This is a genomic window from Streptomyces sp. NPDC050617 (genome assembly GCF_040654795.1).
Classification (GTDB): Bacteria; Actinomycetota; Actinomycetes; order Streptomycetales; family Streptomycetaceae; genus Streptomyces.
This window is the reverse complement of sequence record NZ_JBFAIS010000022.1, coordinates 1-20,255: the sequence shown is the minus strand read 5'-3', so window position 1 is coordinate 20,255 and position 20,255 is coordinate 1. Positions and strand designations below refer to the sequence as shown.

At 72.4% G+C, this 20,255-nt stretch carries 19 protein-coding genes; 8 read left to right on the top strand and 11 right to left on the bottom strand.

Features of this window, described 5'->3' with window-relative positions; all coding sequences use genetic code 11:
- Positions 1-330: 330 nt before the first annotated feature.
- Together rsgA and AB0I49_RS26230 are read left to right on the top strand one after the other, a co-directional pair.
- The gene (gene rsgA / locus AB0I49_RS26235; protein ID WP_363229546.1) at positions 331-1,401 is read left to right on the top strand and encodes a ribosome small subunit-dependent GTPase A; all 1,071 of its coding nucleotides are present in this window, start codon (positions 331-333) and stop codon (positions 1,399-1,401) included.
- Positions 1,398-2,726, top strand: coding sequence for a bifunctional class I SAM-dependent methyltransferase/N-acetyltransferase (locus AB0I49_RS26230; protein WP_363229545.1), 1,329 nt, complete (start codon positions 1,398-1,400; stop codon positions 2,724-2,726). The genes rsgA and AB0I49_RS26230 overlap by 4 nt, the downstream gene beginning before the upstream one ends.
- 131 nt (positions 2,727-2,857) lie before the next feature.
- Here the strand turns inward: AB0I49_RS26230 and AB0I49_RS26225 are convergent, their stop codons facing one another.
- From AB0I49_RS26225 to AB0I49_RS26200, 6 genes are all read right to left on the bottom strand, one after another.
- Positions 2,858-3,646: a class I SAM-dependent methyltransferase gene (locus AB0I49_RS26225; protein WP_363229662.1), complete on the bottom strand. Its 789-nt coding sequence runs from the start codon at positions 3,644-3,646 to the stop codon at positions 2,858-2,860.
- A gap of 139 nt (positions 3,647-3,785) precedes the next feature.
- Positions 3,786-4,043: a lasso peptide biosynthesis PqqD family chaperone gene (locus AB0I49_RS26220; RefSeq protein ID WP_363229544.1), complete on the bottom strand. Its 258-nt coding sequence runs from the start codon at positions 4,041-4,043 to the stop codon at positions 3,786-3,788.
- Entirely contained in the window at positions 4,024-5,763 is a 1,740-nt protein-coding gene (locus AB0I49_RS26215) for an asparagine synthase-related protein (protein ID WP_363229542.1), read from the bottom strand. The genes AB0I49_RS26220 and AB0I49_RS26215 overlap by 20 nt, the downstream gene beginning before the upstream one ends.
- Positions 5,764-5,976: 213 nt before the next feature.
- Complete coding sequence (locus tag AB0I49_RS26210) at positions 5,977-6,117, bottom strand: lasso RiPP family leader peptide-containing protein (RefSeq protein ID WP_363229541.1); 141 nt, start codon at positions 6,115-6,117, stop codon at positions 5,977-5,979.
- A gap of 386 nt (positions 6,118-6,503) precedes the next feature.
- Positions 6,504-6,908, bottom strand: coding sequence for a nuclear transport factor 2 family protein (locus tag AB0I49_RS26205; RefSeq protein WP_363229540.1), 405 nt, complete (start codon positions 6,906-6,908; stop codon positions 6,504-6,506).
- 65 nt (positions 6,909-6,973) lie between these two features.
- Positions 6,974-7,852, bottom strand: a complete 879-nt coding sequence (locus tag AB0I49_RS26200) for a DUF1684 domain-containing protein (protein WP_363229539.1) — start codon at positions 7,850-7,852, stop codon at positions 6,974-6,976.
- Between the two features lie 511 nt (positions 7,853-8,363).
- On the opposite strand from AB0I49_RS26200, the gene AB0I49_RS26195 reads away from it, so the two are divergent.
- The gene (locus AB0I49_RS26195) at positions 8,364-8,945 is read left to right on the top strand and encodes a TMEM165/GDT1 family protein (protein WP_363229537.1); all 582 of its coding nucleotides are present in this window, start codon (positions 8,364-8,366) and stop codon (positions 8,943-8,945) included.
- Between the two features lie 116 nt (positions 8,946-9,061).
- Here the strand turns inward: AB0I49_RS26195 and AB0I49_RS26190 are convergent, their stop codons facing one another.
- Positions 9,062-9,727 (bottom strand): HAD-IA family hydrolase, encoded by a 666-nt coding sequence (locus tag AB0I49_RS26190; protein ID WP_363229536.1) that lies wholly within the window; start codon positions 9,725-9,727, stop codon positions 9,062-9,064.
- A gap of 306 nt (positions 9,728-10,033) precedes the next feature.
- Entirely contained in the window at positions 10,034-10,585 is a 552-nt protein-coding gene (locus AB0I49_RS26185) for a peptidoglycan-binding domain-containing protein (RefSeq protein WP_363229535.1), read from the bottom strand.
- A 1,054-nt stretch (positions 10,586-11,639) separates the two neighbouring features.
- Between AB0I49_RS26185 and AB0I49_RS26180 the strand changes: the two genes are divergently transcribed.
- Positions 11,640-13,727 (top strand): MFS transporter, encoded by a 2,088-nt coding sequence (locus AB0I49_RS26180; protein WP_363229533.1) that lies wholly within the window; start codon positions 11,640-11,642, stop codon positions 13,725-13,727.
- 44 nt (positions 13,728-13,771) lie between these two features.
- Positions 13,772-14,122, top strand: coding sequence for an NIPSNAP family protein (locus AB0I49_RS26175; RefSeq protein WP_363229532.1), 351 nt, complete (start codon positions 13,772-13,774; stop codon positions 14,120-14,122).
- 13 nt (positions 14,123-14,135) lie between these two features.
- Here AB0I49_RS26175 and AB0I49_RS26170 read toward each other — a convergent pair whose 3' ends face one another.
- Positions 14,136-14,651 (bottom strand): GNAT family N-acetyltransferase, encoded by a 516-nt coding sequence (locus AB0I49_RS26170; RefSeq protein WP_363229531.1) that lies wholly within the window; start codon positions 14,649-14,651, stop codon positions 14,136-14,138.
- A 114-nt stretch (positions 14,652-14,765) separates the two neighbouring features.
- Between AB0I49_RS26170 and AB0I49_RS26165 the strand changes: the two genes are divergently transcribed.
- The gene (locus tag AB0I49_RS26165; protein WP_363229530.1) at positions 14,766-15,410 is read left to right on the top strand and encodes a hypothetical protein; all 645 of its coding nucleotides are present in this window, start codon (positions 14,766-14,768) and stop codon (positions 15,408-15,410) included.
- A gap of 227 nt (positions 15,411-15,637) precedes the next feature.
- Entirely contained in the window at positions 15,638-16,171 is a 534-nt protein-coding gene (locus AB0I49_RS26160; RefSeq protein ID WP_363229529.1) for a hypothetical protein, read from the top strand.
- A 62-nt stretch (positions 16,172-16,233) separates the two neighbouring features.
- Here AB0I49_RS26160 and AB0I49_RS26155 read toward each other — a convergent pair whose 3' ends face one another.
- Together AB0I49_RS26155 and AB0I49_RS26150 are read right to left on the bottom strand one after the other, a co-directional pair.
- Positions 16,234-16,923, bottom strand: coding sequence for a helix-turn-helix domain-containing protein (locus AB0I49_RS26155; RefSeq protein ID WP_363229528.1), 690 nt, complete (start codon positions 16,921-16,923; stop codon positions 16,234-16,236).
- Between the two features lie 137 nt (positions 16,924-17,060).
- Positions 17,061-17,762, bottom strand: a complete 702-nt coding sequence (locus tag AB0I49_RS26150) for an O-methyltransferase (protein WP_363229527.1) — start codon at positions 17,760-17,762, stop codon at positions 17,061-17,063.
- A 249-nt stretch (positions 17,763-18,011) separates the two neighbouring features.
- Here AB0I49_RS26150 and AB0I49_RS26145 point away from each other — a divergent pair, with 249 nt between their 5' ends.
- Positions 18,012-20,150, top strand: coding sequence for a bifunctional glycosyltransferase 87/phosphatase PAP2 family protein (locus AB0I49_RS26145; RefSeq protein ID WP_363229661.1), 2,139 nt, complete (start codon positions 18,012-18,014; stop codon positions 20,148-20,150).
- Positions 20,151-20,255 lie beyond the last annotated feature (105 nt).

Genomic DNA, 20,255 nt, shown 5'->3' with positions numbered 1-20,255 from the left:
CCCGCTCATCCCGTCGTCCGGCACGCCTGGAACGCGCGACGACCGCCCCCCGGCGCTAATCGATGAGACATGGCCGCAAGTGCGGTGTTACGGTTTTTGTGCGGAGCAGACGGGTTCCGCCGGAACAGAAGTGGGAGGTGAGTTGATGACTGCCGTAGAGGCCGCTGCCGTGTGCAGTGCCCGGACCATCCTCACGTCCCGGGCCCCGGTCTGACCTGACGTCCGGCCCTCGCTGGGAGCTTCGGCTCGCGGGGGCGACACTCCGCGCATATCGGGGTCCCTGTTCAAGGGTCTCTACCGTTGTCTTCGAATACCCCCTTCCCTTCCCCCATGCCCTTTTCCCTCGCGGATTACGGCTGGGACCAGGCGCGCGAGCGCGCCTTCACCCCCCACCGGGCCGACGGGCTCCTGCCGGCCCGGATCGTGCGGGCCGAGCGCGGCCGGTGCGAGGCCGTCACCGAGACGGGGCCGGTCCGTGCGGTCGTCCCCTTCCCGGCCGACGCGACCGATCCCCTCTCGCTGCCCTGCACCGGGGACTGGGCGGCTCTGCGCCCGGGCGCTGCCGGACAGCCCGCCACGGTGGACACCGTCCTGGAGCGGCGCACCGCCGTCGTACGGTCCACCGCTGCGCGTACCTCGCACGGCCAGGTACTGGCCGCGAACGTCGACACCGTCGTCGTGACGGTGTCGCTGGCAGCTCCCCTCAAGCACGGCCGAATCGAGCGCATGCTCGCCCTGGCCTGGGAGAGCGGCGCGCAGCCCGTCGTGGTCCTGACCAAGGCCGACGCGTGTGCGGACGCCCAGGCCGTCGCGGCCGAGGTGTCCGACCTGGCCCCCGGCGCGGACACGCTAGTGACCTGCGCGGCCACCGGCGAGGGCATGGACACCCTGGCCGCGGTCCTGGGCGGCACCATCGTGCTGCTCGGCCCCTCGGGCGCGGGCAAGTCCACCCTCGGCAACCAGCTGCTGGGCCAGGACCTGCTGGCCACCGGCGCCGTGCGATCGGCGGACGGCAAAGGCCGGCACACCACCGCCTGGCGGGAAATGCTGCCGCTGCCCGGCGGCGGCGTCCTGCTGGACACGCCCGGCCTGCGCGCGGTGGGCCTGCACGATGCCCGGACCGGGCTGGAGCAGACCTTCGCCGAGATCGAACAGCTCGCCCAGGACTGCCGCTTCACCGACTGCGGTCACACCGGTGAGCCCGGCTGCGCCGTCCTGGACGCCGTCGAGACCGGCGTGCTGCCCCAGCGGCGTCTGGACAGCTGCCAGCGGCTGCTGCGGGAGAACCACTACGCGGCCGCACGGACCGACGCGCGCGTGCGCGCCGACCGGGAGAACGTGAAGAAGGACATTCGCCGCAAACTCCGCGAGACCTATGCCTTCCGGGAGCGCCAGCTGTGAACGACCACCCCACTCCCGTACGCCCCACTCCCGGCTGCCCCGACAGCGCGGACCCGACAGCGGACGCGTTCCACGCCCTGTTCGACGGCCTGCCGCGGCAGGGACCGGGCTCGGACGGCACCACCCGGCGCCTGCTGCGCGACGCGGGCCCCCTTCCGGCCCGCCCCCGCATCCTGGACGCCGGCTGCGGACAGGGCCGCGCCGCCCTGCTGCTGGCCCAGGAAACCGCGGCCCGGGTGACCGCCGTCGACACGCACCAGAGCGCCCTCGACACCCTCACCGCCGAGGCGGCACGCCAGGGCCTCGACCAGCGGATCACCACCATGAACTGCTCGATGGACCAACTCCCCTTCCCCGACCACAGCTTCGATGTCATCTGGTGCGAAGGCGCGGTCTACACCGTCGGCTTCGACCACGCGCTGCGCACCTGGCACCGACTGCTCGCCCCCGGCGGCGTCCTGGCCCTCACCGAAATCGAATGGAGCACCCCCACCCCCTCCACGGCCGCGCGCACCCACTGGGAAGCCGCCTACCCGCTGCGCACCCACGCGGCGAACACCGATGCCGCCCAGGCCGCCGGCTACCAGGTCACCACGTACTGGCCGCTGCCGGAAAGCGACTGGTGGACGGAGTACTACACCCCGCTCACCGCACGCATCGCGCACACCGAGCCGACCACGCCCGGCGCCGCCCAGGCCCTCGAAGCCGCACACCAGGAGATCGCGCTACGGCGCGCCCACAGCGGCGACTACCACTACGCCGCCTACCTCCTGCGCCCCGAACACCACACCCCCGGCACACCGAAGAACGGACACGCCATGACCACCTGGAACACCCGTACCGAGACCAGCGACGACATCACCGCCATCCACGACGTCAACGCCGCCGCCTTCGACACCACCGACGAAGCCGACCTCGTCGACGCCCTGCGCGCCGACTCCTCCTGGATCGAGGGCCTGTCCCTCGTCACCACCGACCACAACGGCACCGTCGTCGGCCACGCCCTGCTGACCCGCTGTCACATCGGCGACACCCCGGCCCTGTGCCTGGCCCCGTGCGCCGTCCTGCCCGACTACCAGCGCACCGGCGCCGGCTCGGCCGCCATCCGCGCCGCCCTCAAGGCCGCCAAGGACATGGGCGAGCACTACGTCACCGTCATGGGACACCCCGCCTACTACCCCAGGTTCGGATTCACCCGCGCCTCCACCCACGGCATCGGACTGAACATCGACGTCCCTGACGAAGCCCTCATGGCCATGACCCTGGACGACGACCACCCCCTCCCGACCGGCACCATCCGCTACGCCGCCCCGTTCGGCATCTGACCCACACGCGAGAGCCGTGGAGCCCAGCACACAGTGCCGGGCTCCACGGCCTCCCGGGCAGCGCACCGCCGCCGGGCAGAAAGGAATGAGTCCTGACTCAAGTGACGGGTGGCGGCGGGAGCATCCGGGTGTCAGTCGGCCTGCAGGACGAAGAACAGGAAGCACAGGAAGCGCGGCGTGGCCGCGATGGCCTCGGGGAACATCTCGCGGGCGGCGGGATCAGGATCCGGCTCACTGATGACCGTTATCCGGAAACCGGCCCCGATGAAAGCCTCGATCATCGCGTGCAGCGGCCTGTGCCATCTGCTCACCAGGGCGGTCTGGCCGCCCAGGGTCCACTCCACGGTCCAGGTGGTGGTGTCGAAGTAGTCGCACTCGGCCTCGCGACCGGCCTCGCGGTGTATGAGGTTGACGGCGAAGGGATGGTCGACAGACGCGATCAGCCGACCGCCGGGCCTGAGTATGCGCCGCAGCTCGGCCAGCGCCGGCCCCCAGTCCTCCAGGTAGTGCAGCACCAGGGACGCCGCCACATCGTCGAACGTGTCATCAGCGTAAGGAAGCGGACTGCCCAGGTCCGCCACCCGCAGGTCCGCACCGTCGCCGAGCCGCTGCCGAGCCAGCTCCAGCATCCCGGCACTCGTGTCGAAGCCACTCACAACGGCGCCACGGTCGCGCAGCGCGGCAAACAGGGCCCCCGAGCCGCAGCCGGCGTCGAGGATCCGCCGGCCGGCCACGTCGCCGGCGAGGGCCAGCATCGCGGGCCGCTCGTAGTAGGCATTGACCAGGTTGGTTTCGTTTGCGGCCGTGTACGCCTCGGCGAAGCTGCTGTAGTCGTTGGTCTTCGACGGATCCACACTCACTGCGGACGGCGAGACCAGCCTGGTGGACATCGCGTGCTCTTGGCGCTTGCTTGAGATCATGGTGCGGGAGACGTGCGCTGCAACAGTTCGGTTCCCCTGGCTGCTCCCGGCCATCCGCACAGCCTTGAAGATCCAACAAGCCTTTCCTGTAAGCGTCACGACCACCGCTATGTCATGTCGGCCGTGTCCAGGATCTGGCTCATGACGTGGTCACCAGGTGTTCCTGGGTGAGGTGGTCGATGAGGGCGGTGACGTCGGTGAGGGCACGCTCGTGCGTCACCGGATGGGTCGTGGCCAGACGGTGCGCTGTCTGCTGGGGTGTGGCACCGTCCAGCAGCGTGTTCAGGATGAGGGCGCCGGTGGTGTTGAGCTGCCAGTAGCGGCCGGCGCGTTCATCCAGCAGGACCATGCCGTCGTCCGTGGCACAGGCGGAGACATCACGGCGTAGTCGGTGCAACGTCCTTCTCCTTCGGCTGGTGCGTGTGTTCCAGGTCGCGCAGCCAGGCCTCTGCGCCCAGGGTGGCTTCCAGTTCGACGGCGCCACCGGTGAGCAGTGCGGGTGAGAGCAGTGCCCGGTGCAGTTGCTCCTCGTCGGCCAGGCCCGCTGCTACCAGCCGGGAGTCGCCGGCCCATGCGGCGAGGACAGGCCGGTGCAGTCGCAGGCCCTCGTGCCACTCGATGCCGCAGTGGTCCTTGGTCGTGCGCTCAAGGATGGGGGCCGGCACCAGGCCGCGCAGGGCCGTGGCGAGCAAGGGCTTGTACGACCAGGGGGTGGCGGCCTCGTGCGGGCGGGCGGCGAGGGCGGCGTCGATGACGGCGTCGTCACAGAACGGGGTATGCATGGGCAGACCAGCGAGCGCCGCGTGGTGGCCGAGGTGCCCGGCGACCTGCCCGGCCTGCTGAACGGTGTGAATCCAGGCGTGTCGGCCGCGCTCGTGGTGCAGTGGCTCTGCGTCCTGGGCCGCCGCGTGCAGCCGATCGCGGCACAGTTGAATGGTCTGTTCGCTCGCCCATGGCGGAAGTTGCGGGCGCATGCCCCAGCCGGGGCCTGTGGGGGGAGAGGGCTTCGGCAGCTGTGTGGCGGTGTCGGCGAGCCAGGACGCGTAGGAGCGCGTATCGAGCAGGGTGCGCACGCTCACCCCTCGCGGCCAGCGGTGCTGCGCACGCAGTGCGGCGGCGTGCCGCATCCCGGCGCCCGGAGCGTGGCGCAGCAGACGGTGCAGGTACGCCGGCGGTGGTTGGACGACGTGGTCGCCGCCGTGACCCGACATCCGCCAGCGGGCCCCGCGCGCCAGCATGGCATCGGCCAGGTACTGCTGTTGTTTCCCGTCGCGCAGGGCCATCGTCGGTTCGTCGGTCAGATCTTGGTGTTCGTCGAGCCCGCTGAAGTGGGCGGGCACGTCGGCCGAGGCGAACAGTATGTGCTCGACGCCGGTCAGATGCCGGGCAGCGTCGGTCGCGTAGATCCGGTCCTGGTTGGCGGGGGCCCGCCAGTCCAGGGTCACGGCGGCCAGCCGTGCTCCGGCTTCGACGGCGAGGAAGCACAGGGAGGTGGAGTCCATGCCACCGGACAGATCCGCGCCCACCACCTCACCCGGCCGCACCCGCAACGAGACTGCTCGCCGCAGCGCGTCCCTGAGGCCGGCGGCGGCCTCGCGCAACGGCAGCTCGCGGGCGGGCGGCTGCCACCACCGCCTCGTGAGCACGCGCCCGTCCGGGCTGATCTCCACGGCGTGGCCCGGCGGCACCGCGTGCACGTCGCGCCACAGCGCGCCGCCGGCGAGGGGGTGGGGCACCGTTCTGCCGGCCAGGCGCAGGGCCAGTTCCGTGGGGTCCAGTACGGCACCGGTCAGCCGGGCGAGCACGCTGGAGCGGTCGGCGCACACGGTGCTGCCGTCCACGGCGGCCCGGTACACCTGGCGCTGTCCGGAGTGGCTGCCGCGAGTGTAGGTGCGTCCGGCGACGGAGGCGATGACGTGAAAGCAGCCGTGGGCTCCTGCCAGGGCCGCCTCGACCTGAGCCACTTCCCGCACCCGCCGGGCGTATCCAGCCAATTGGGCGGCGCTCACCGAACATGCCCCGACGACAGCCAGCCGTACCGCACCAGCGGCGCAGACGCTCACCTCGTCGTCGGACCAGCAGCCGACCAGCCACGGCCGACCCGAAGCGTGTGCCACCACCTGGAGCACAGCCGGGCGGGCCTCAGCCCGCAGACGTGCCACAGTGCCCGGGGAGAAGTCCCGATCGGGCAAGACGACGAACCAGCAGGACGGGACGGAGCCCATGAACTTCTCCAGGGTGACGGGCCTCCATTCCGGAGGCCGGCGAAGAAGGCCGGGACCGCCGACCCGGGCAACTTGGCCACGGGCCGACAGTCGGCCACGCTTCAGCTACATCGCGTAATGATCCATAGGGCCTTCGGCGTAGTAGTGGCCAGGACCCTGCGTGGCCTCGGCGTAGTCGCCGGCCTCGACCAAGAGCGGCGGCTCGTAGACGTCGACGATCTCGACACTCGCCAGTGATTCCTTCACAGCGATCACCTCCGGGTATGTAAGCAGCGGAACTCCCGCCACTCACACATAGTTAGGCATGTGCGGCAAAGAGTGACCAGGGCGATGGGCTGGTTTCACCCGTGCAAGGGATGGAACGGGGGCCCTCGCGCCATGGGGGCGCGCGCCCAGCGCTCAGAAAACACGGCACGCGCAAGCGATAACCAACCGGAGCAGCAACGGACCGCGCCACAACGACCACAGGCATTGGCATTCGCACCCACCCCATACGACAACGTCGGCCTTCAAGACCACACCAGGTCTTGAAGGCCGACGTCACGCATGGCCCCGGATTTACCGACGGCATTCTGTACGTGTACGGGATCGGGTTCTGCCGCGGCCGACCGCTTCGCAGGGGTGGGCCGCGATCAGCCCTGGGCGGGGGATCCGGGCGACGGTACGGATTCGTTGATCGGTACGACGTTGAAGTACTCCTCGATGCGGTCGATGAGGCCGCCGTCGAACCGGAAGTACATCGCCGCGTGCACCTCGCTGCGGGACCCGTCAGTCGCTGTCAGGTGGAGTACCTGCTGCTGGAGCACTTCGTCGCGGTCCTGGAACTGCCGTACGACGTCGTACCGGAGCGTGTCGACGTCCGCGGCGAGCCGCTTGAGCAGTTCCATGTTCTCGTCGATCGGCTGGTCGCCGCTTCCGTCGTTGTGCCACACGGTGGCGGTGTCGGTGCACAGGGACCGCATCGCGGCGTAGTCCCGCACCTCCCACTGTCGGAGGTAGTGCACCGCTGCTGCGCGAAGGTCCTGGTCGGGTGTCATCGTATTTCCTTTCTGGGTGCGCCGGTTGGGGCGCATGTCGAACGGCGAGTGTCAAACGGCGAATGTCAGGCGGCGGGGCCGGTCGCGGTCTCGATGACCGCTTCTTCGATGGCGGCTTCGTCCTCGAATTCTTCGAATTCATCGAAGACGGGGGCGCGTTCCCCCGCTTCGACGCGTAGAGGGAGGTGGTTCTCCGGGGGCGGCAGTGGGCAGGGGAAGGCCGCCGAGAACACGTGGTGGGGGACTACAGCCCGGTTGAAGTCGATACGGGCCGTGCTCGCGGCGTCCTTGGGCTCGGGCAGGATCAACCACCGGCCCATGCCGGGCGTGTCCGTGCCGCTGGTGCCGTCGGTGAACGTGATCAGCAGGGTGTCGCCGCCCACCCCGAACGCCCGGAGCGTGTGCCGCTCGCCTCGCAGATCGAAGACGAAGTCACCGGGGGCCGGGAGGGCGTCGCGCATACTCGGGCTGGTCAGCCGGGTCACTTCCAGGAGACGCCCGGCCGCCGCCGGACGGTACTCCGCCTCGACGGCCCAGGCCGGGTCCCACGGCCACGCCTCGATCCCGCGCAGGCCGACGAGAGTGGGCGCGGTCGGATCCCACACGACCAGGGCATGGGCTCCCCGCAGTTCCTCGACGGCGCCGCGCCGCCCGCCGGGGAAGGACAGGCGGCTGGCGCTGGTCAGTTCCACAGTGCCGTCCACGGCCTGGTCGCCGACGTACACGCCCTCCGCGCGGGCCGCGGTCAGCGTCAGGCTCCCCGAGAAGCCGGTGGACGTCCACCGCCCCGGAACCTCGGGGACTTCCTGCCCCGGTTCCGTGATCAGCCGATAGGCGATGCAGCCCGCCTTCCCGTCCGGGCCCGCCATCTCCTCCCACCGGCTCCGACGCCAGCTGTCGTACCCGGTCGACGCGCCTTCGCCCCCGAAGCGATCACTGGACACAGCGTTCTCCCTTCAATGCAGCCGCAGCACGGTCACGGACGGCTGGACGGCGTGCCGTCATGCGGCGCGTCACCGCGCACGCCGACGTGTCGCGGACCGACCGGTGGGGTCGGTGGTTCGGATGCTGCGTTCGCCCCGAGCGCTTAAGCGAAATTGTTTGCCGTTACGGCAAACCCGGCCTCGCATCGGGATCCTCGTGCCGGAAGACAAAGCTCAAGCTGAGAGCGCGGCGGCCCGGGCGGGGCGTGCCTGTCGGCGGGGCGGTCGCGTAGGCTGTTCGGAGCAGAAGGGGAGTAGCTCTTCGCCGGACCGTCGACATACTGCTCGGACTCTTTGGACATTCTCCGGAATCCAGAGGGGCCGGGCCGGCGCCCGGAGGCGGTCGCGCGAGCAGCCGCCAGCGAGACCTTCGGCCGCAGTGTCCATGACGCTGCCGTGCCGAAGCGACCCCTGATCGCGATCACGCAGGTCTCTCGGTGCGGCACTCCCGACCGATCGAGGAATCCAACCCGTGCTCAGCATCAGCGTCACCGCGCTCGTCTTCGGCGTCGTCTTCCTGGCCGAACTGCCGGACAAAACCGCCCTCGCCGGGCTCATGCTCGGCACCCGCTACCGCGCGTCGTACGTCTTCGTCGGCGTCGCCGCCGCCTTCGCCGTGCACGTGGCGCTCGCCATCGCGGCGGGCAGCGTGCTCACCCTGCTCCCGCACCGGGTCGTCCAGGGCGTCGTCGGCGTCCTCTTCCTGGCCGGGGCGGCGGTGCTGCTCCTGAAGAAGGACGACGACGAGGAAGAGATCAAGAAGCCCGCCGACCAGAGCTTCTGGAAGGTGGCCGGGGCGGGCTTCATGCTCATCCTGGTCGCGGAGTTCGGCGACCTCACCCAGATCATGACCGCCAACCTGGCCGCCCGCTACGACGATCCGGTCTCCGTCGGCGTGGGCGCGGTGCTGGCGCTGTGGGCGGTGGCCGGACTGGGCATCCTCGGCGGCCGCACGCTCATGAAGTACGTACCCCTGAAGCTGATCACGAAGGTGGCGGCCGTGGTCATGCTCGCGCTCGCGGGCTTCAGCCTGTACGAGGCGGTGGCGGGCTGAGGCCCTGACGGGGGCCGGCCGGCGGGCCGGCGGTCTGATGGGCAGGGGCGCGCGTACGGGGTGTACTCGGGCCGCGTCCCTGCGCAGTGGCAGGCGCGACAGGTGTGCCAGGCGCGTCAGACGGTGACGCGCAGGCGGATGCCCCCGTCGGGGTGGGCCGTGGCCTGGACCTGGTCCAGGTGGGTGACGTGGGCGTCCGGGGCGAAGGCCGCCGCGCGGGGGCCGACGCCGATGACGCGCATGCCGGCGGCCCGGCCGGCCGCGATGCCCGCCTCGGAGTCCTCGAACACGACGCACTCGGCGGGCGAGAACCCCAGCTCGGCGGCGCCCTTGAGGAAGCCCTCCGGGTCGGGCTTGCTCGCCCCGACGCTCTCCGCCGTGATCCGCACCCGAGGCATCGGCAACTGTGCCGCGCCCATGCGCGCGGTGGCGAGCGCGGTGTCGGCCGAGGTCACCAGGGCGTGCGGCAGGCCGGCGAGCGAGGCCATGAAGGCGGGGGCGCCGGGGACCGGTATGACGCCGTCCAGGGAGGAGGTCTCCTCGGCGAGCATCCGGCGGTTGTCGGCGTAGTTGAGCTCCATGGGGCGGTCGGGGAGGAGTACGGCCATGGTCGCGTAGCCCTGGCGGCCGTGGACGACCTTCATCACCTCGGCCGGGTCGAGCCCCTGCTCCTCGGCCCACCGGTGCCAGCAGCGCTCGACGACGGCGTCGGAGTTGACGATGGTCCCGTCCATGTCCAGGAGCAGGGCCTTGACCCCGTCGAACTCCTCTGACCTGCGCATAGTGCACTCCCGGCTCGTTGACGCGGTGCGGCGGCCACTCGGCGCGAACCGCTTTGTTTCTCAACGATACAAACTCCGGCCGTGCGCGCCAAACGCCTTTCGGCGGGAGAGGAGCGGGAGAGGAGGGGATGACGGGAGAAAGCAAGTGATCCCGCCCGCCGGTCAGGGAAAACAGGCGGGATCACTTTGTTTTTCAACGATACAAAACGAGTTCGCGAAGGTGTCGGCGGGGCCGGTGTAAGCGGGCCGGGGCGCGGCGGCCGTGGACTGCCAGGTCAGGGGTGTCCACGGGCCGGGGGCCATCGGCTACGGGCCGTCCGTCTCGGCCTCCAGGGCGTAGCGGGTCCGCGGGCCGTAGACCCCGGACGGGTCGGTGGTGATCGTCTTGGCCCGTTGGTAGTCGGCGAGGGCCCGGCGTTCGTCCGCGCCGAAGTAGCCGTCGATCCCGCCCGCGTACCAGATGCCGGTCTGCTCCAGGCGCCGCTGCATGTCCGCCACATCGGGCCCGCGCATCCCCTCCCGTAACTCGCGCAGCGCCGGCGGGCGCGGGGGCGCGGAACGGAACGGGGACGGGGCGGCCGGGCCCGCGGTGGCCGGTCCGGAAGAGCGCGGGATGGGGGCGCGTACCGGGGGCGCGGCCCGCGACGCCCTCGCGGCCGGGGCCTGGGGTGCGGCGGCCCGGAGCGTCGGCGGCGGTGCCGCCGACGCCGGTGCCGGTTCCGGCGCCTGCGCCGGGTTCCCGTCGGGCATCCCCTCCGGCGGCGGCGCGCTCGTACGGTCCCGCGCGAGCGCCCTGGCGTCGCCGTCGCCGCGGTCCCCGCCCAGCAGCCCCGTGCTGATCGCCACGGCACAGGCCACGGCCGCGGCGGCTCCTGTGGTCAGTGTGACGATCGTGGCGGTGGGGCGTCTGCGCCGCCGGTGGCGCGGCGGGGGCGCGTGGGGCGAACGGTCACCGGCGGGGGCGGAGAGGCTCCCGTGCGGTGATGCGGCCGGTCTGTTCCGGCCGAGTTCGGGAAGCGGGCCGATTCGGCCTGATTCAGGGGGTGATTCGGGGGGCCCGGCGTAGGCGCGAGGCGGGGGAGCCGGGTGGTACGCGCCGGGCTCCGGCCCGAGCCCGCCCCCTCCGGAGCCGCCCCCTCCGGGACTGTCCCCTCCCGGACCGTCCCCTCCGTAGCCGTAGCCGTAGCCGTAGCCGTAGCCGTAGCCGTAGCCGTGGCCCGGCCGCTCCCGCGGGCTCCTCGTGAGGGGCAGGGGCGGCGGCCCGCCGGGTAAGAGTTCCGCTTCGGGCCCGGGGGCGCCGGGCGGGGCCCCGTAGCCCGCGAGGGACGCCACCCCGCCCCGGCCCCCGCCTCCGTCGAACGCGGAACCCTTGCCGAATAAGGGCTCCCCGCTCAATATGGGGCTCCCGCTGGGCAGGAGGTCCCCCGCCAGGCGTACGGGCGGTGGCGGCAGCGGGCCGCGGGCGCGGTCCGCCGGGGCGTCCCCCAACGCGACGTACGGGCGTAATCGCAGCGGGTCGAAGTCCTCGGAAGCCGCGATCGCCGCTTCCCGCTCCGCCGCCAGGGCGTCGCAGCGGCAGCTCGGGGCGCCGTCCGTGCGGGGTGGTGCGGAGCAGCGTGGGCAGAGCTCTCCTGTCACTAATGTCCCCTCCCTGACATCGCAGCGATTATGCAGAGCGGAACGGGTTCTGCACAGGCGGCCCCCGGCTGCCGATGGCGTATATCAGCGGGCCGTACCGGGGCGTTCGGACCAAGATGGAGGACAGTGCCGAGCGGACCCGTCCGGTCCACACCGCTCGTACGGCGTACGGACGCTCGTACGCCGCGGTCCCCGCGGGTCCCCTCGTACGGAGCGTAGGACCGTACGGACGACTGCCACGGCTCAGGCGGTGGCCGGACCCCAGGAGGCGTCCATGGCGCAGGACGGGAACCCAGCTGGCACACCCGCGCCCTCCGAGGGGCCGCCGGCCGGAGTGCCCGGCGCGGGGCAGCCCAGGCGGACCGTTCTCGTCGCGATCAGCGCGCTGCTCCTCGGCATGCTGCTCGCCGCGCTGGACCAGACGATCGTCTCCACCGCCCTCCCCACGATCGTCAGCGACCTCGGCGGCCTCGACCACATCTCGTGGGTGGTCACCGCCTATCTGCTGGCCTCGACGGCGGCCACGCCGCTGTGGGGCAAGCTCGGCGACCAGTACGGCCGCAAGAAGCTCTTCCAGGCGGCCATCGTCATCTTCCTGATCGGCTCCGCGCTCTGCGGCGTGGCGCGGAACATGCCGGAACTCATCGGCTTCCGCGCCCTCCAGGGCCTCGGCGGCGGCGGGCTGATGGTCCTGTCGATGGCCATCGTCGGCGACATCGTGCCGCCGCGCGACCGGGGCCGCTACCAAGGGCTGTTCGGCGCGGTCTTCGGCGGTACGAGCGTCCTCGGGCCGCTGCTCGGCGGGCTCTTCGTGGACCACCTCAGCTGGCGCTGGGTCTTCTACATCAACCTGCCCATCGGTGTGATCGCGCTCCTCGTGATCGCCGCCGTGCTGCACATCCCGACCCGCCGCACCCCGCACCGCATCGACTACCTCGGCACCTTCCTGATCGCCTCCGTCGCCACCTGCCTGGTCCTGATGACCTCGCTCGGCGGCGTCAGCTACCCGTGGGCGTCCTGGCAGATCATCGGGCTCGGGGCGCTGGGGGCGGCGCTGCTGGTGCCGTTCGTGCTCGTGGAGCGGCGCGCCGCCGAGCCGGTGCTGCCGCTGAAGCTCTTCAGGATCCGCACGTTCGCGCTCTGCGCGGTGATCGGGTTCGTCGTCGGCTTCGCCATGTTCGGCTCGATGACGTACCTGCCGACCTTCCTCCAGGTCGTGCACGGCGTCTCGCCCACCATGTCCGGCGTGCACATGCTGCCGATGGTGATCGGCATGCTGCTCTCCTCCACGGCCTCCGGACAGATCGTCAGCCGCACCGGCCGCTACAAGGTCTTCCCCATCGCGGGCACCGCCGTCATCGTCGCCGGGCTGCTGCTCCTGCACCGGCTCGACCCGGCCAGCGGCGTCGTCGAGATGAGCGGCTGCTTCTTCGTCTTCGGCTTCGGGCTCGGCCTGGTCATGCAGGTCCTCGTGCTCATCGTGCAGAACGCCGTCGGCTACGAGGACCTGGGCGTCGCGACCTCCGGCGCGACGTTCTTCCGCTCCATCGGCGCGTCGTTCGGCGTCTCCATCTTCGGCACGATCTTCGCGAACAAGCTCGCGCCGCGCATCGCCGACGCACTGGCCGGAAAACAACTGCCGCCCGGCGTCGACCCCAAGACGCTCTCCACCGATCCGCGCGCCGTCGTGCGGCTCCCGCCGGGGGAGCGGTCGGGGGTGCTCCAGGCGTACTCCGTCTCCATCACCGACGTCTTCCTGTACGCCGTGCCGGTCGCCGCCGTCGCCTTCCTCCTCGCCTGGTTCCTCCGCGAGGAGCCGCTGCGCGGCAGCGTCAGCGTCCCCGACACCAGCGAGGTCCTCTCCTCCAACCCCGTCGAACGCTCCTCCCGCGACGAGGCCGCCCGCGCGCTCTCCGTGCTCGGCACCCGCGAGGGCCGCCGCCACATCTACCAGGACATCACCGAACGGGCCGGGCTGGACCTGAAGCCCGCCGCCAGTTGGATGCTGCTGCGCATGAACCGCTACGGCTCCGTCGAGCCGGGGCTGCTCGCCGAACGCGTGCCCGTACCGCTGCGCGCCATCACCGAGGCGGCGCGGCAACTGGAGGAGCGGCGGCTGGCCGTACGGGAAGGAATGCCGCTCGTGCCGACCGACGAGGGGCGGCGGCTGGCGGGCCTGCTGTACCGGGCGCGCGCCGAGTCGCTGGCCGAACTGCTCGGCGACTGGTGGACGCCGGACCGGCCCACCGACCTCATCGAGCTGGTCGAGGAGCTGAACGGCGAGCTGTGCGGCTCGGACGGGGAGCGGCCGCACAACGGCGACGCCCGGCGGCGGGCCGTGCCGCCGCCTGAGCCGGCCTGAGCCGGTCTGAGCCGATCTGAGCCCGCGCCACTACCCTCGGGCTGATGATTACCTGTGTGGTCCGGTACGTGATCGATCCGGCGAAGACCGAGGCGTTCGAGCGCTTCGGACGCCGCTGGATGGAGCTGGTCGACCGGCACGGCGGCACGCACCACGGCTACTTCCTGCCGGGGGAGGGCGCCAGCGACGAGGCGCTCGCCCTGTTCAGCTTCCCCAGCCTCGCCGCGTACGAGGAGTACCGGACGCTGTTCGGCCGGGACCCCGAATTCATCGAGGCGGACCGGATCAGGGACGAGAGCGGCTGCGTCCTGCGCTACGAGCGCACGTTCATGCGTCCGCTGCTGCCGGGCACGCCCGATGTGCCCGACGTGCCGGGTGTGCCGGACGGCCGCTGAGGGCCCGGCCCGGTCAGGCCAGCTCCTTCCCGTACCAGATCTCCGAGTGCGGGCCGTGGGAGTAGGCCGGGATCTCGGTGAAGCCGTGGCGTTCGTAGAGGGCGCGGGCTTCGACGAGGTCGAGCCTGGTGTCGAGGACGAGGCGCCGCACGCCCCAGTCGCGCGCCTGCGCTTCCACGGCCGTGAGCAGCAGGGACGCGCCGCCGTGGCCGCGCTTGGCGGCGCGCAGGAACATCCGGCGCAGCTCGGCGGTACGGGCGTCCAGGCGGCGCAGCCCCGCGCAGCCCACCGGTTCGCCGTCGTGGCGGGCGACCAGGAGGACGCCGTCCGGCGGGGCGAGGTCGTCGCTGGGCATCTCGACCAGGTGCCGCTCGCCCTCCTCGGCGGTCATGCGGCGGCCGTGGTGGAGCTCGTACCAGCGGTCCGCGACGTCGAACAGATACTCGCGCAGCAGGGCGGCCGACTCGGGGGCGGCGACCGGCAGCGGGGCGACGGCCCAGCCTGCGAGGCCGGTGTCGGTGTACGTCATGGGGCGCATCCTGGCAGGCCGGGGCGGGCGGCGCAGCCGAGTTTGGGCGGGGGCGGCAGGGCTACCCGAGCGTGAACGGGCCCCGGAAGCAGGGGCTCCTGCGGAAGGGACGACATGTCGACTGGCGTGACCATCATCGTGATCGCCGCCGCCGTCATCCTCCTCGCGGCGCTCGCCGCCGGACTGCTGCGAGGCGGCCGGGGCCGAGGTCGGGGGCGTGGTCTGCGGCGGCGCTTCGGCCCCGAGTACGACCTGGCCCTCGCCCGGCACGACGGCGACGCGAAGGCGGCGGAGAAGGAACTGACCGAGCGGCTGCGGCGGCACGGCGACGTCAAGATCCAGCCCCTGACGGGGGAGTCGCGCGAGCGGTACGTGGCTTCCTGGAACGGGGTCCAGGAGGAGTTCGTCGAGGCGCCCGGCCAGGCCGTGGCCGACGCCGAACAGCTCCTCGCCCGGCTCGTACGCGACCGCGGCTATCCGGCGGACCCCTATGACGAGCAGGTGGCGGCGCTGTCCGTGCACCACGCGTACAGCGTGCGCGGCTACCGCCAGGTGCACGCCGCCGCCGGCCGGGCCCGCGAGGGGCGCGCGGCGACGGAGGAGCTGAGGGAGGCCGTCGTCGGGGCCCGCGGGCTGTTCGACGAGCTGATCGACGAACGGCCGCGGGGGCGTGCGCACGCCTCGGACCGGCACCGCAAGGGCGTTCCGTGGGCGGGCGCCCACGGGCGGCACGAATCGACGAAGGGCGGGACACCGTGACGATGGGACCTACCGGCGCCGGACCCGGCGGCTTTCCGGGGCGCGACGGGCGTGACGCCCGCGAGGGACGAGACGGACGAGACGGGCGAGACGGACGCGAGGAGCTCGACGGGCGTGAGCGGCCCGAAGAGCGTTTCGGCGGGCCGGACGCGCGTTCCGCCGACCGCGCGGGGCGTGCGAGCGGTCCGGGCGACCGTACGACGCCGGCCGGACGGGACGAGCCGGGCATGAGCCGCGAGCCCGGACGCCATGAGGCCGGGGGGTACGGGCCGGGGGACTCCGGACCCGGGCGCGGCGGGCGGCAGGCGCGCGGAGGACGCGGCGCCGCGCCCCCGCCGGGCGAGGTCGAGATCCCGGAAGAGACGCTGCCGGGCGAGGGGCGGCCGGCCCCGGCGGGAGCGGCGGTCCCCGCCGCGGAAGAGGCCGCTCCGCGCGTACCGCGGCAGGGCGGGCCGGACGGCCGCGTCCCGCTCCAGGGCGAGCCGCCCGCCGCCTCGCTGCTGCCGCAGGACGACCGCGACCGGCTCCTGCCCCAGCTGCGCCGCGCGGTGAACGGCTTCGTCGACGAGCCGCGGTCCTCGGTCCAGGAGATCGACGCGCTCTACGAGGAGCTCACCGCCCGCCTCACCGACCTCTTCGGCGAACGCCGCCGCGCGCTGCGCGCCGCCTGGAGCGACGACGACGCCCAGCCGCAGACGGAAGAGCTGCGGCTGGTGCTGCGCGACTACCGCGACGCGATCGAACGGCTGCTGTCGGTCTGACCGGCTGACCCGCCACGGCCGGGAGGCACGGCCGCCTGCCGCCCCGCCGCCCCGCCGCTCCGCTAGGCCGTCGTCGTCGGCGGCGTCCGGCCCGGGTTCATGTCCGCCATGACGCCCCCGAGCTGGCCGAGCGAGAGCGGCGGGGCGGGGAGGGGGTGGGCGCCCTCCGGGCGGAGCGCGTCGAGGAGCAGCGCGAGGTGGCGGCGCCAGGAGCCGGGGGCGACGGCGGCGAAGGCGGGCACGGAGCGGCCCAGGGCGGCGAGTTGGAAGAGGATGTCCTCGGCGGTGACGTCGGGCCGCATCGTGCCCTGCTCCTGGGCGCGGGCGACGAGCGTCAGCACGGTCTCGTGGTTGTGCTCCCGGAGGGCGTCGAGCGACGGTACGCCCTCGATGCCCGTGGTGATCAGGTCGTTGGCCCCCCGGTCGGCGGCGACGAGGGAGAAGATCCGCTCCCAGTACCCGCGCAGCGCCTCCCAGGCGTCCTCGACCCGCCGGGCCCGCTCGCCCGCCTCGCGCGTCTCGGTGAGCGTGTCGTGGAAGACCGCCTCGATGAGCGACTCGCGGGTCGGGAAGCGGCGGTAGAGCGTGGCGTTGCCGACGCCGGCCCGGCGGGCGATCTCGTCCAGCGGGGCCTCCACGCCCTGTTCGGCGTAGATCTCGTGGGCGGCCGCGATCAGCAGTTCCCGGTTGCGCCGGGCGTCCCGCCGCAGCGCCGGGGGCTCCCCGGCCGCCCTCTCCGCGCTCGTACTCATGGGCGCACCCTAGCAACAACCGAGGAAGGCTCCCCGCTTCAGCGCAGGCGCGGAGCGGGGAGCGTGGAGCGGAAGCGCGGAGCCCTCCCCGTCGCCCCCGTCACTCCGTCATCGCTCGCATGTCGACGTATCGCGTGTCACTCCGTGACCAGCGCCATCGCGAAGCCGTCGTAGCCCTTGCTGCCGACCGTCTGGAGCGCGGTGGCGCTCACCCGCGGGTGCTCGGCCAGCATGTCGAGGAAGCTGCGCACCCCCTGCACCCCGTCGTCGGTGTGGGCCGGGTCGATCACCTCGCCCGACCGCACGACGTTGTCGCCGATGATGAGCGTGCCCGGCCGGGAGAGCTTCAGCGCCCATTCCAGGTAGTTCGGGTTGTTCGCCTTGTCGGCGTCGATGAAGACGAGGTCGTACGGGGTCGTGTCCTCGGCCGCCAGCCGGGGCAGTGTCTCCAGGGCCGGGCCGACGTGGACCTTGACCCGGTCGGCGAGGCCGGCGCGCGCGATGTTGGCGCGGGCGACCTCGGCGTGCGCGGGGCTGAACTCCAGGGTGTCGAGGCGGCCCCCGGCGGGCAGGGCGCGGCCCAGCCAGATGCTGCTGTAGCCGCCGAGCGTGCCGAACTCCAGGATGCGGCGGGCGCCCCGGAGCTCGGCGAGGAGCTGGAGCAGCTTGCCCTGGTTGGGGGAGACCGCGATGCGCGGCAGGCCGGCCGCGTCGCTGTCGCGCAGCGCCGCGGTGAGCGCGTCGTCGGCCGGGGCGAGCAGCTCGCTGAAGTAGCGGTCGACCTCGGTCCACCGCTGCTGCTCCGACGAGCCTGTCGTGCTGTGCGTGCTCTGAGACATGAGGTCCTTGAGGTCCTTTCCCTTAGTTATGCGAACAAAATACACGGGGCGGGGGGCGCGGCAATCCCTTTCGGACAACTGTGGGAGGTTGTCAGGTGGCCTAGGGGTGTCCTGCGTCTGTTTCCGGGGACTCAGTAAGGTTTCAACCTCCCCTAAGAGGGTGACTGAGCGACGGAGGAGCGGCGGGGCGTGGCAAATGCGGAACGGGGCGGGCTGAGCGGTCCGCCGGGGCAGAGGCCCAGGATCTTCGTGGCGCTGGGCGCCCTGTGGCTCGTCGCGGGCCTGCTGGCCGCGCGGCAGGCCGCGGCCGTGCTGCGGCTGCCGCCCGAGCGGCGGTTCACGGACCTGGAGACCTGGATCGGCGAGCATGGCGTGCTGCATGTGAACGGCTCGCTGTACGACACAAACACATTCACCGGCTCGCCCTTCGCCGGGCTCGTGCTCAAGCCGCTGACCAGGGCCGCCGAGCAGGGACTCGGCCTCGTCTGGACCTTCGCCACCCTGCTCCTCGTCGTCGCCCTCGCGCTCGTCGCCGCCCGCTCGCTGCCCGGCCCGGTCTCCCGGCGCACGGCGCACCTGGCCGCGCCCGTGGCGATCAGCCTGATGGTGCTGTCCCTGCCGGTGCGGAACACCTTCACCCTCGGGCAGACCAGCATCATCCCGGTGCTGCTCGTGCTCCTCGGCTGCTGCCTGCCGCGGCTGTCCGACCGTACGACCGGGGTGCTCGTCGGCGTCGCGGCGGCGCTCCAGCCCGCCGTCCTGCTCTTCGCGCCCCTGCTGTGGCTGGTGGGGCGCCGCCGCGCGGCCGTGACGTCCGGCGCCGCCTTCGCCGTCTGCACCGCGCTGGCCTGGGTGGTGATGCCGGACGACTCCTGGTCGTACTGGGTGCACCACATCGCGGGCGCCGGGCTCGGCAGCGCCGCCGACGGCCTCGCCAACCAGTCGCTGCACGGGCTGCTGCTGCGCGTCGGGCTGCACGGCCCCGCCGAGCTGGCCCTGTACGGAGTGCTCGCCGTCGCGGTCGCCGTGCTCGGGCTGCGCCGCGCCGCGCACTACGCCAAGGACGGGCAGACCCTGCTGGCCACGGCGATCACCGGCTGCGTCGCGGTCGCCGTCTCGCCCACCGCCTGGCAGCACCAGCAGCTGTGGATCCTGCTCGCCCTCGTCGGCCGCGTCGGCAAGCGCCGCGCCGACCGGCTCGTATGGCCCGTGCTCGTCGTGCTCGTCATGACGCTCAGCAGCACCGTGCTCGTGCCCGACAACCCGGTCCTCGGCCCCATCGGCGACAACGCGCCCCTCCTCGCGGCGCTCGCCGCGGCCTGCGCCGTGCCGTTCCTGACGCGCTCCTCGCCGCTGTGGGAGCGCCCGCTGCCGACGCCGGTGGCCGAGCAGCTCCCCGGCCGGTTCGCCTGGATTCCGCTGCTCCGCTTCTGGCGGCGGCCGCTGACCCGGCCGAACCTGATGCTGGAGCTGATGCTGATCCGCATCGGCTACTTCGTCTACTCCTACATCCGCGGCAGCGCGCCCGACGAGCGGGCCACCGCCGAGCACCACGGCCGGCAGATAGTCTCGGCCGAGCGGTTCCTGCACATCGACTTCGAGCACTGGTTCAACCACCTGGTGGCCAACACCCACTGGCTCGAGAGCAGCATGAACTACTACTACGGGACCTTCCACTTCCTGCTCCCGCTCTCCACGCTCGGCTACCTCTACCTCCGCCGCCCCGCCACCTACCGCTGGGCCCGCACCGCGCTGTCCATCACCACCCTGCTCGCCCTCGTCGGCTTCTGGCTCTACCCGCTGGCGCCGCCCCGGCTGATGCCCGGCCTCGGCTTCATCGACACCGCCAACGGCCCGCAGGACCTCTCCCACCCGGACTACGGGGCGCTCACCAAGCTCTCCAACCAGTACGCGGCCATGCCCTCGCTGCACATCGGCTGGTCGCTGTGGTGCGGCGTGGTGATAGCGATCGTCGCGCCCAAGCTGTGGATGAAGCTGCTGGGCATGGTCTACCCGCTGCTGACCTTCTCCGTGATCGTCGGCACCGCCAACCACTACGTGCTGGACGCGGTCGGCGGCGCGACGGTCGTCGGGCTGGGCTTCGGCCTGCAGTACGTGCTGACGGGGCCGGGGCGGCAGGCGCTCGGCAGACTCGGGAAGACGGCCGGGTCGGCGGGGCCGGCGGAGGCCGTCGGCACCGCTGAGGCCGTTGGGATCGTCGAGGCCGCCGAGGGTGCCGGGACCGCAGGGGCCATGGCGGCGCGAGGCGGCGGGGCCCGTACGAGTGGGACGGCGGCCGGGCCCGATACCGGCGCCGGTACCGCTCCCGACAGTGATCCGGAACCGGTGGGCGCGGGCGGCGAAGAGGAACGCAAAGCGAAGGCCTGACGGGGCGGGGCCGGGGTCGGGGCCGGGGACTCGTGGGGCCGGTCCGCGCCGGCGAGGATGCCGGTCAGCGCCACCGCCAGCGAGAGCCCCTTGGAGCCGAACCGT

Bases quoted from the DNA above. Each gene is read 5' to 3' on its own strand.
- rsgA (WP_363229546.1), top strand. From the start codon at position 331: ATGCCCTTTTCCCTCGCGGATTACGGCTGGGACCAGGCGCGCGAGCGC.
- AB0I49_RS26205 (WP_363229540.1), bottom strand. From the start codon at position 6,908: ATGACACCCGACCAGGACCTTCGCGCAGCAGCGGTGCACTACCTCCGA.
- AB0I49_RS26170 (WP_363229531.1), bottom strand. From the start codon at position 14,651: ATGACGTACACCGACACCGGCCTCGCAGGCTGGGCCGTCGCCCCGCTG.
- AB0I49_RS26165 (WP_363229530.1), top strand. From the start codon at position 14,766: ATGTCGACTGGCGTGACCATCATCGTGATCGCCGCCGCCGTCATCCTC.
- AB0I49_RS26180 (WP_363229533.1), top strand. From the start codon at position 11,640: ATGGCGCAGGACGGGAACCCAGCTGGCACACCCGCGCCCTCCGAGGGG.
- AB0I49_RS26225 (WP_363229662.1), bottom strand. From the start codon at position 3,646: ATGATCTCAAGCAAGCGCCAAGAGCACGCGATGTCCACCAGGCTGGTC.
- AB0I49_RS26155 (WP_363229528.1), bottom strand. From the start codon at position 16,923: ATGAGTACGAGCGCGGAGAGGGCGGCCGGGGAGCCCCCGGCGCTGCGG.
- AB0I49_RS26160 (WP_363229529.1), top strand. From the start codon at position 15,638: ATGAGCCGCGAGCCCGGACGCCATGAGGCCGGGGGGTACGGGCCGGGG.
- AB0I49_RS26175 (WP_363229532.1), top strand. From the start codon at position 13,772: ATGATTACCTGTGTGGTCCGGTACGTGATCGATCCGGCGAAGACCGAG.
- AB0I49_RS26190 (WP_363229536.1), bottom strand. From the start codon at position 9,727: ATGCGCAGGTCAGAGGAGTTCGACGGGGTCAAGGCCCTGCTCCTGGAC.
- AB0I49_RS26150 (WP_363229527.1), bottom strand. From the start codon at position 17,762: ATGTCTCAGAGCACGCACAGCACGACAGGCTCGTCGGAGCAGCAGCGG.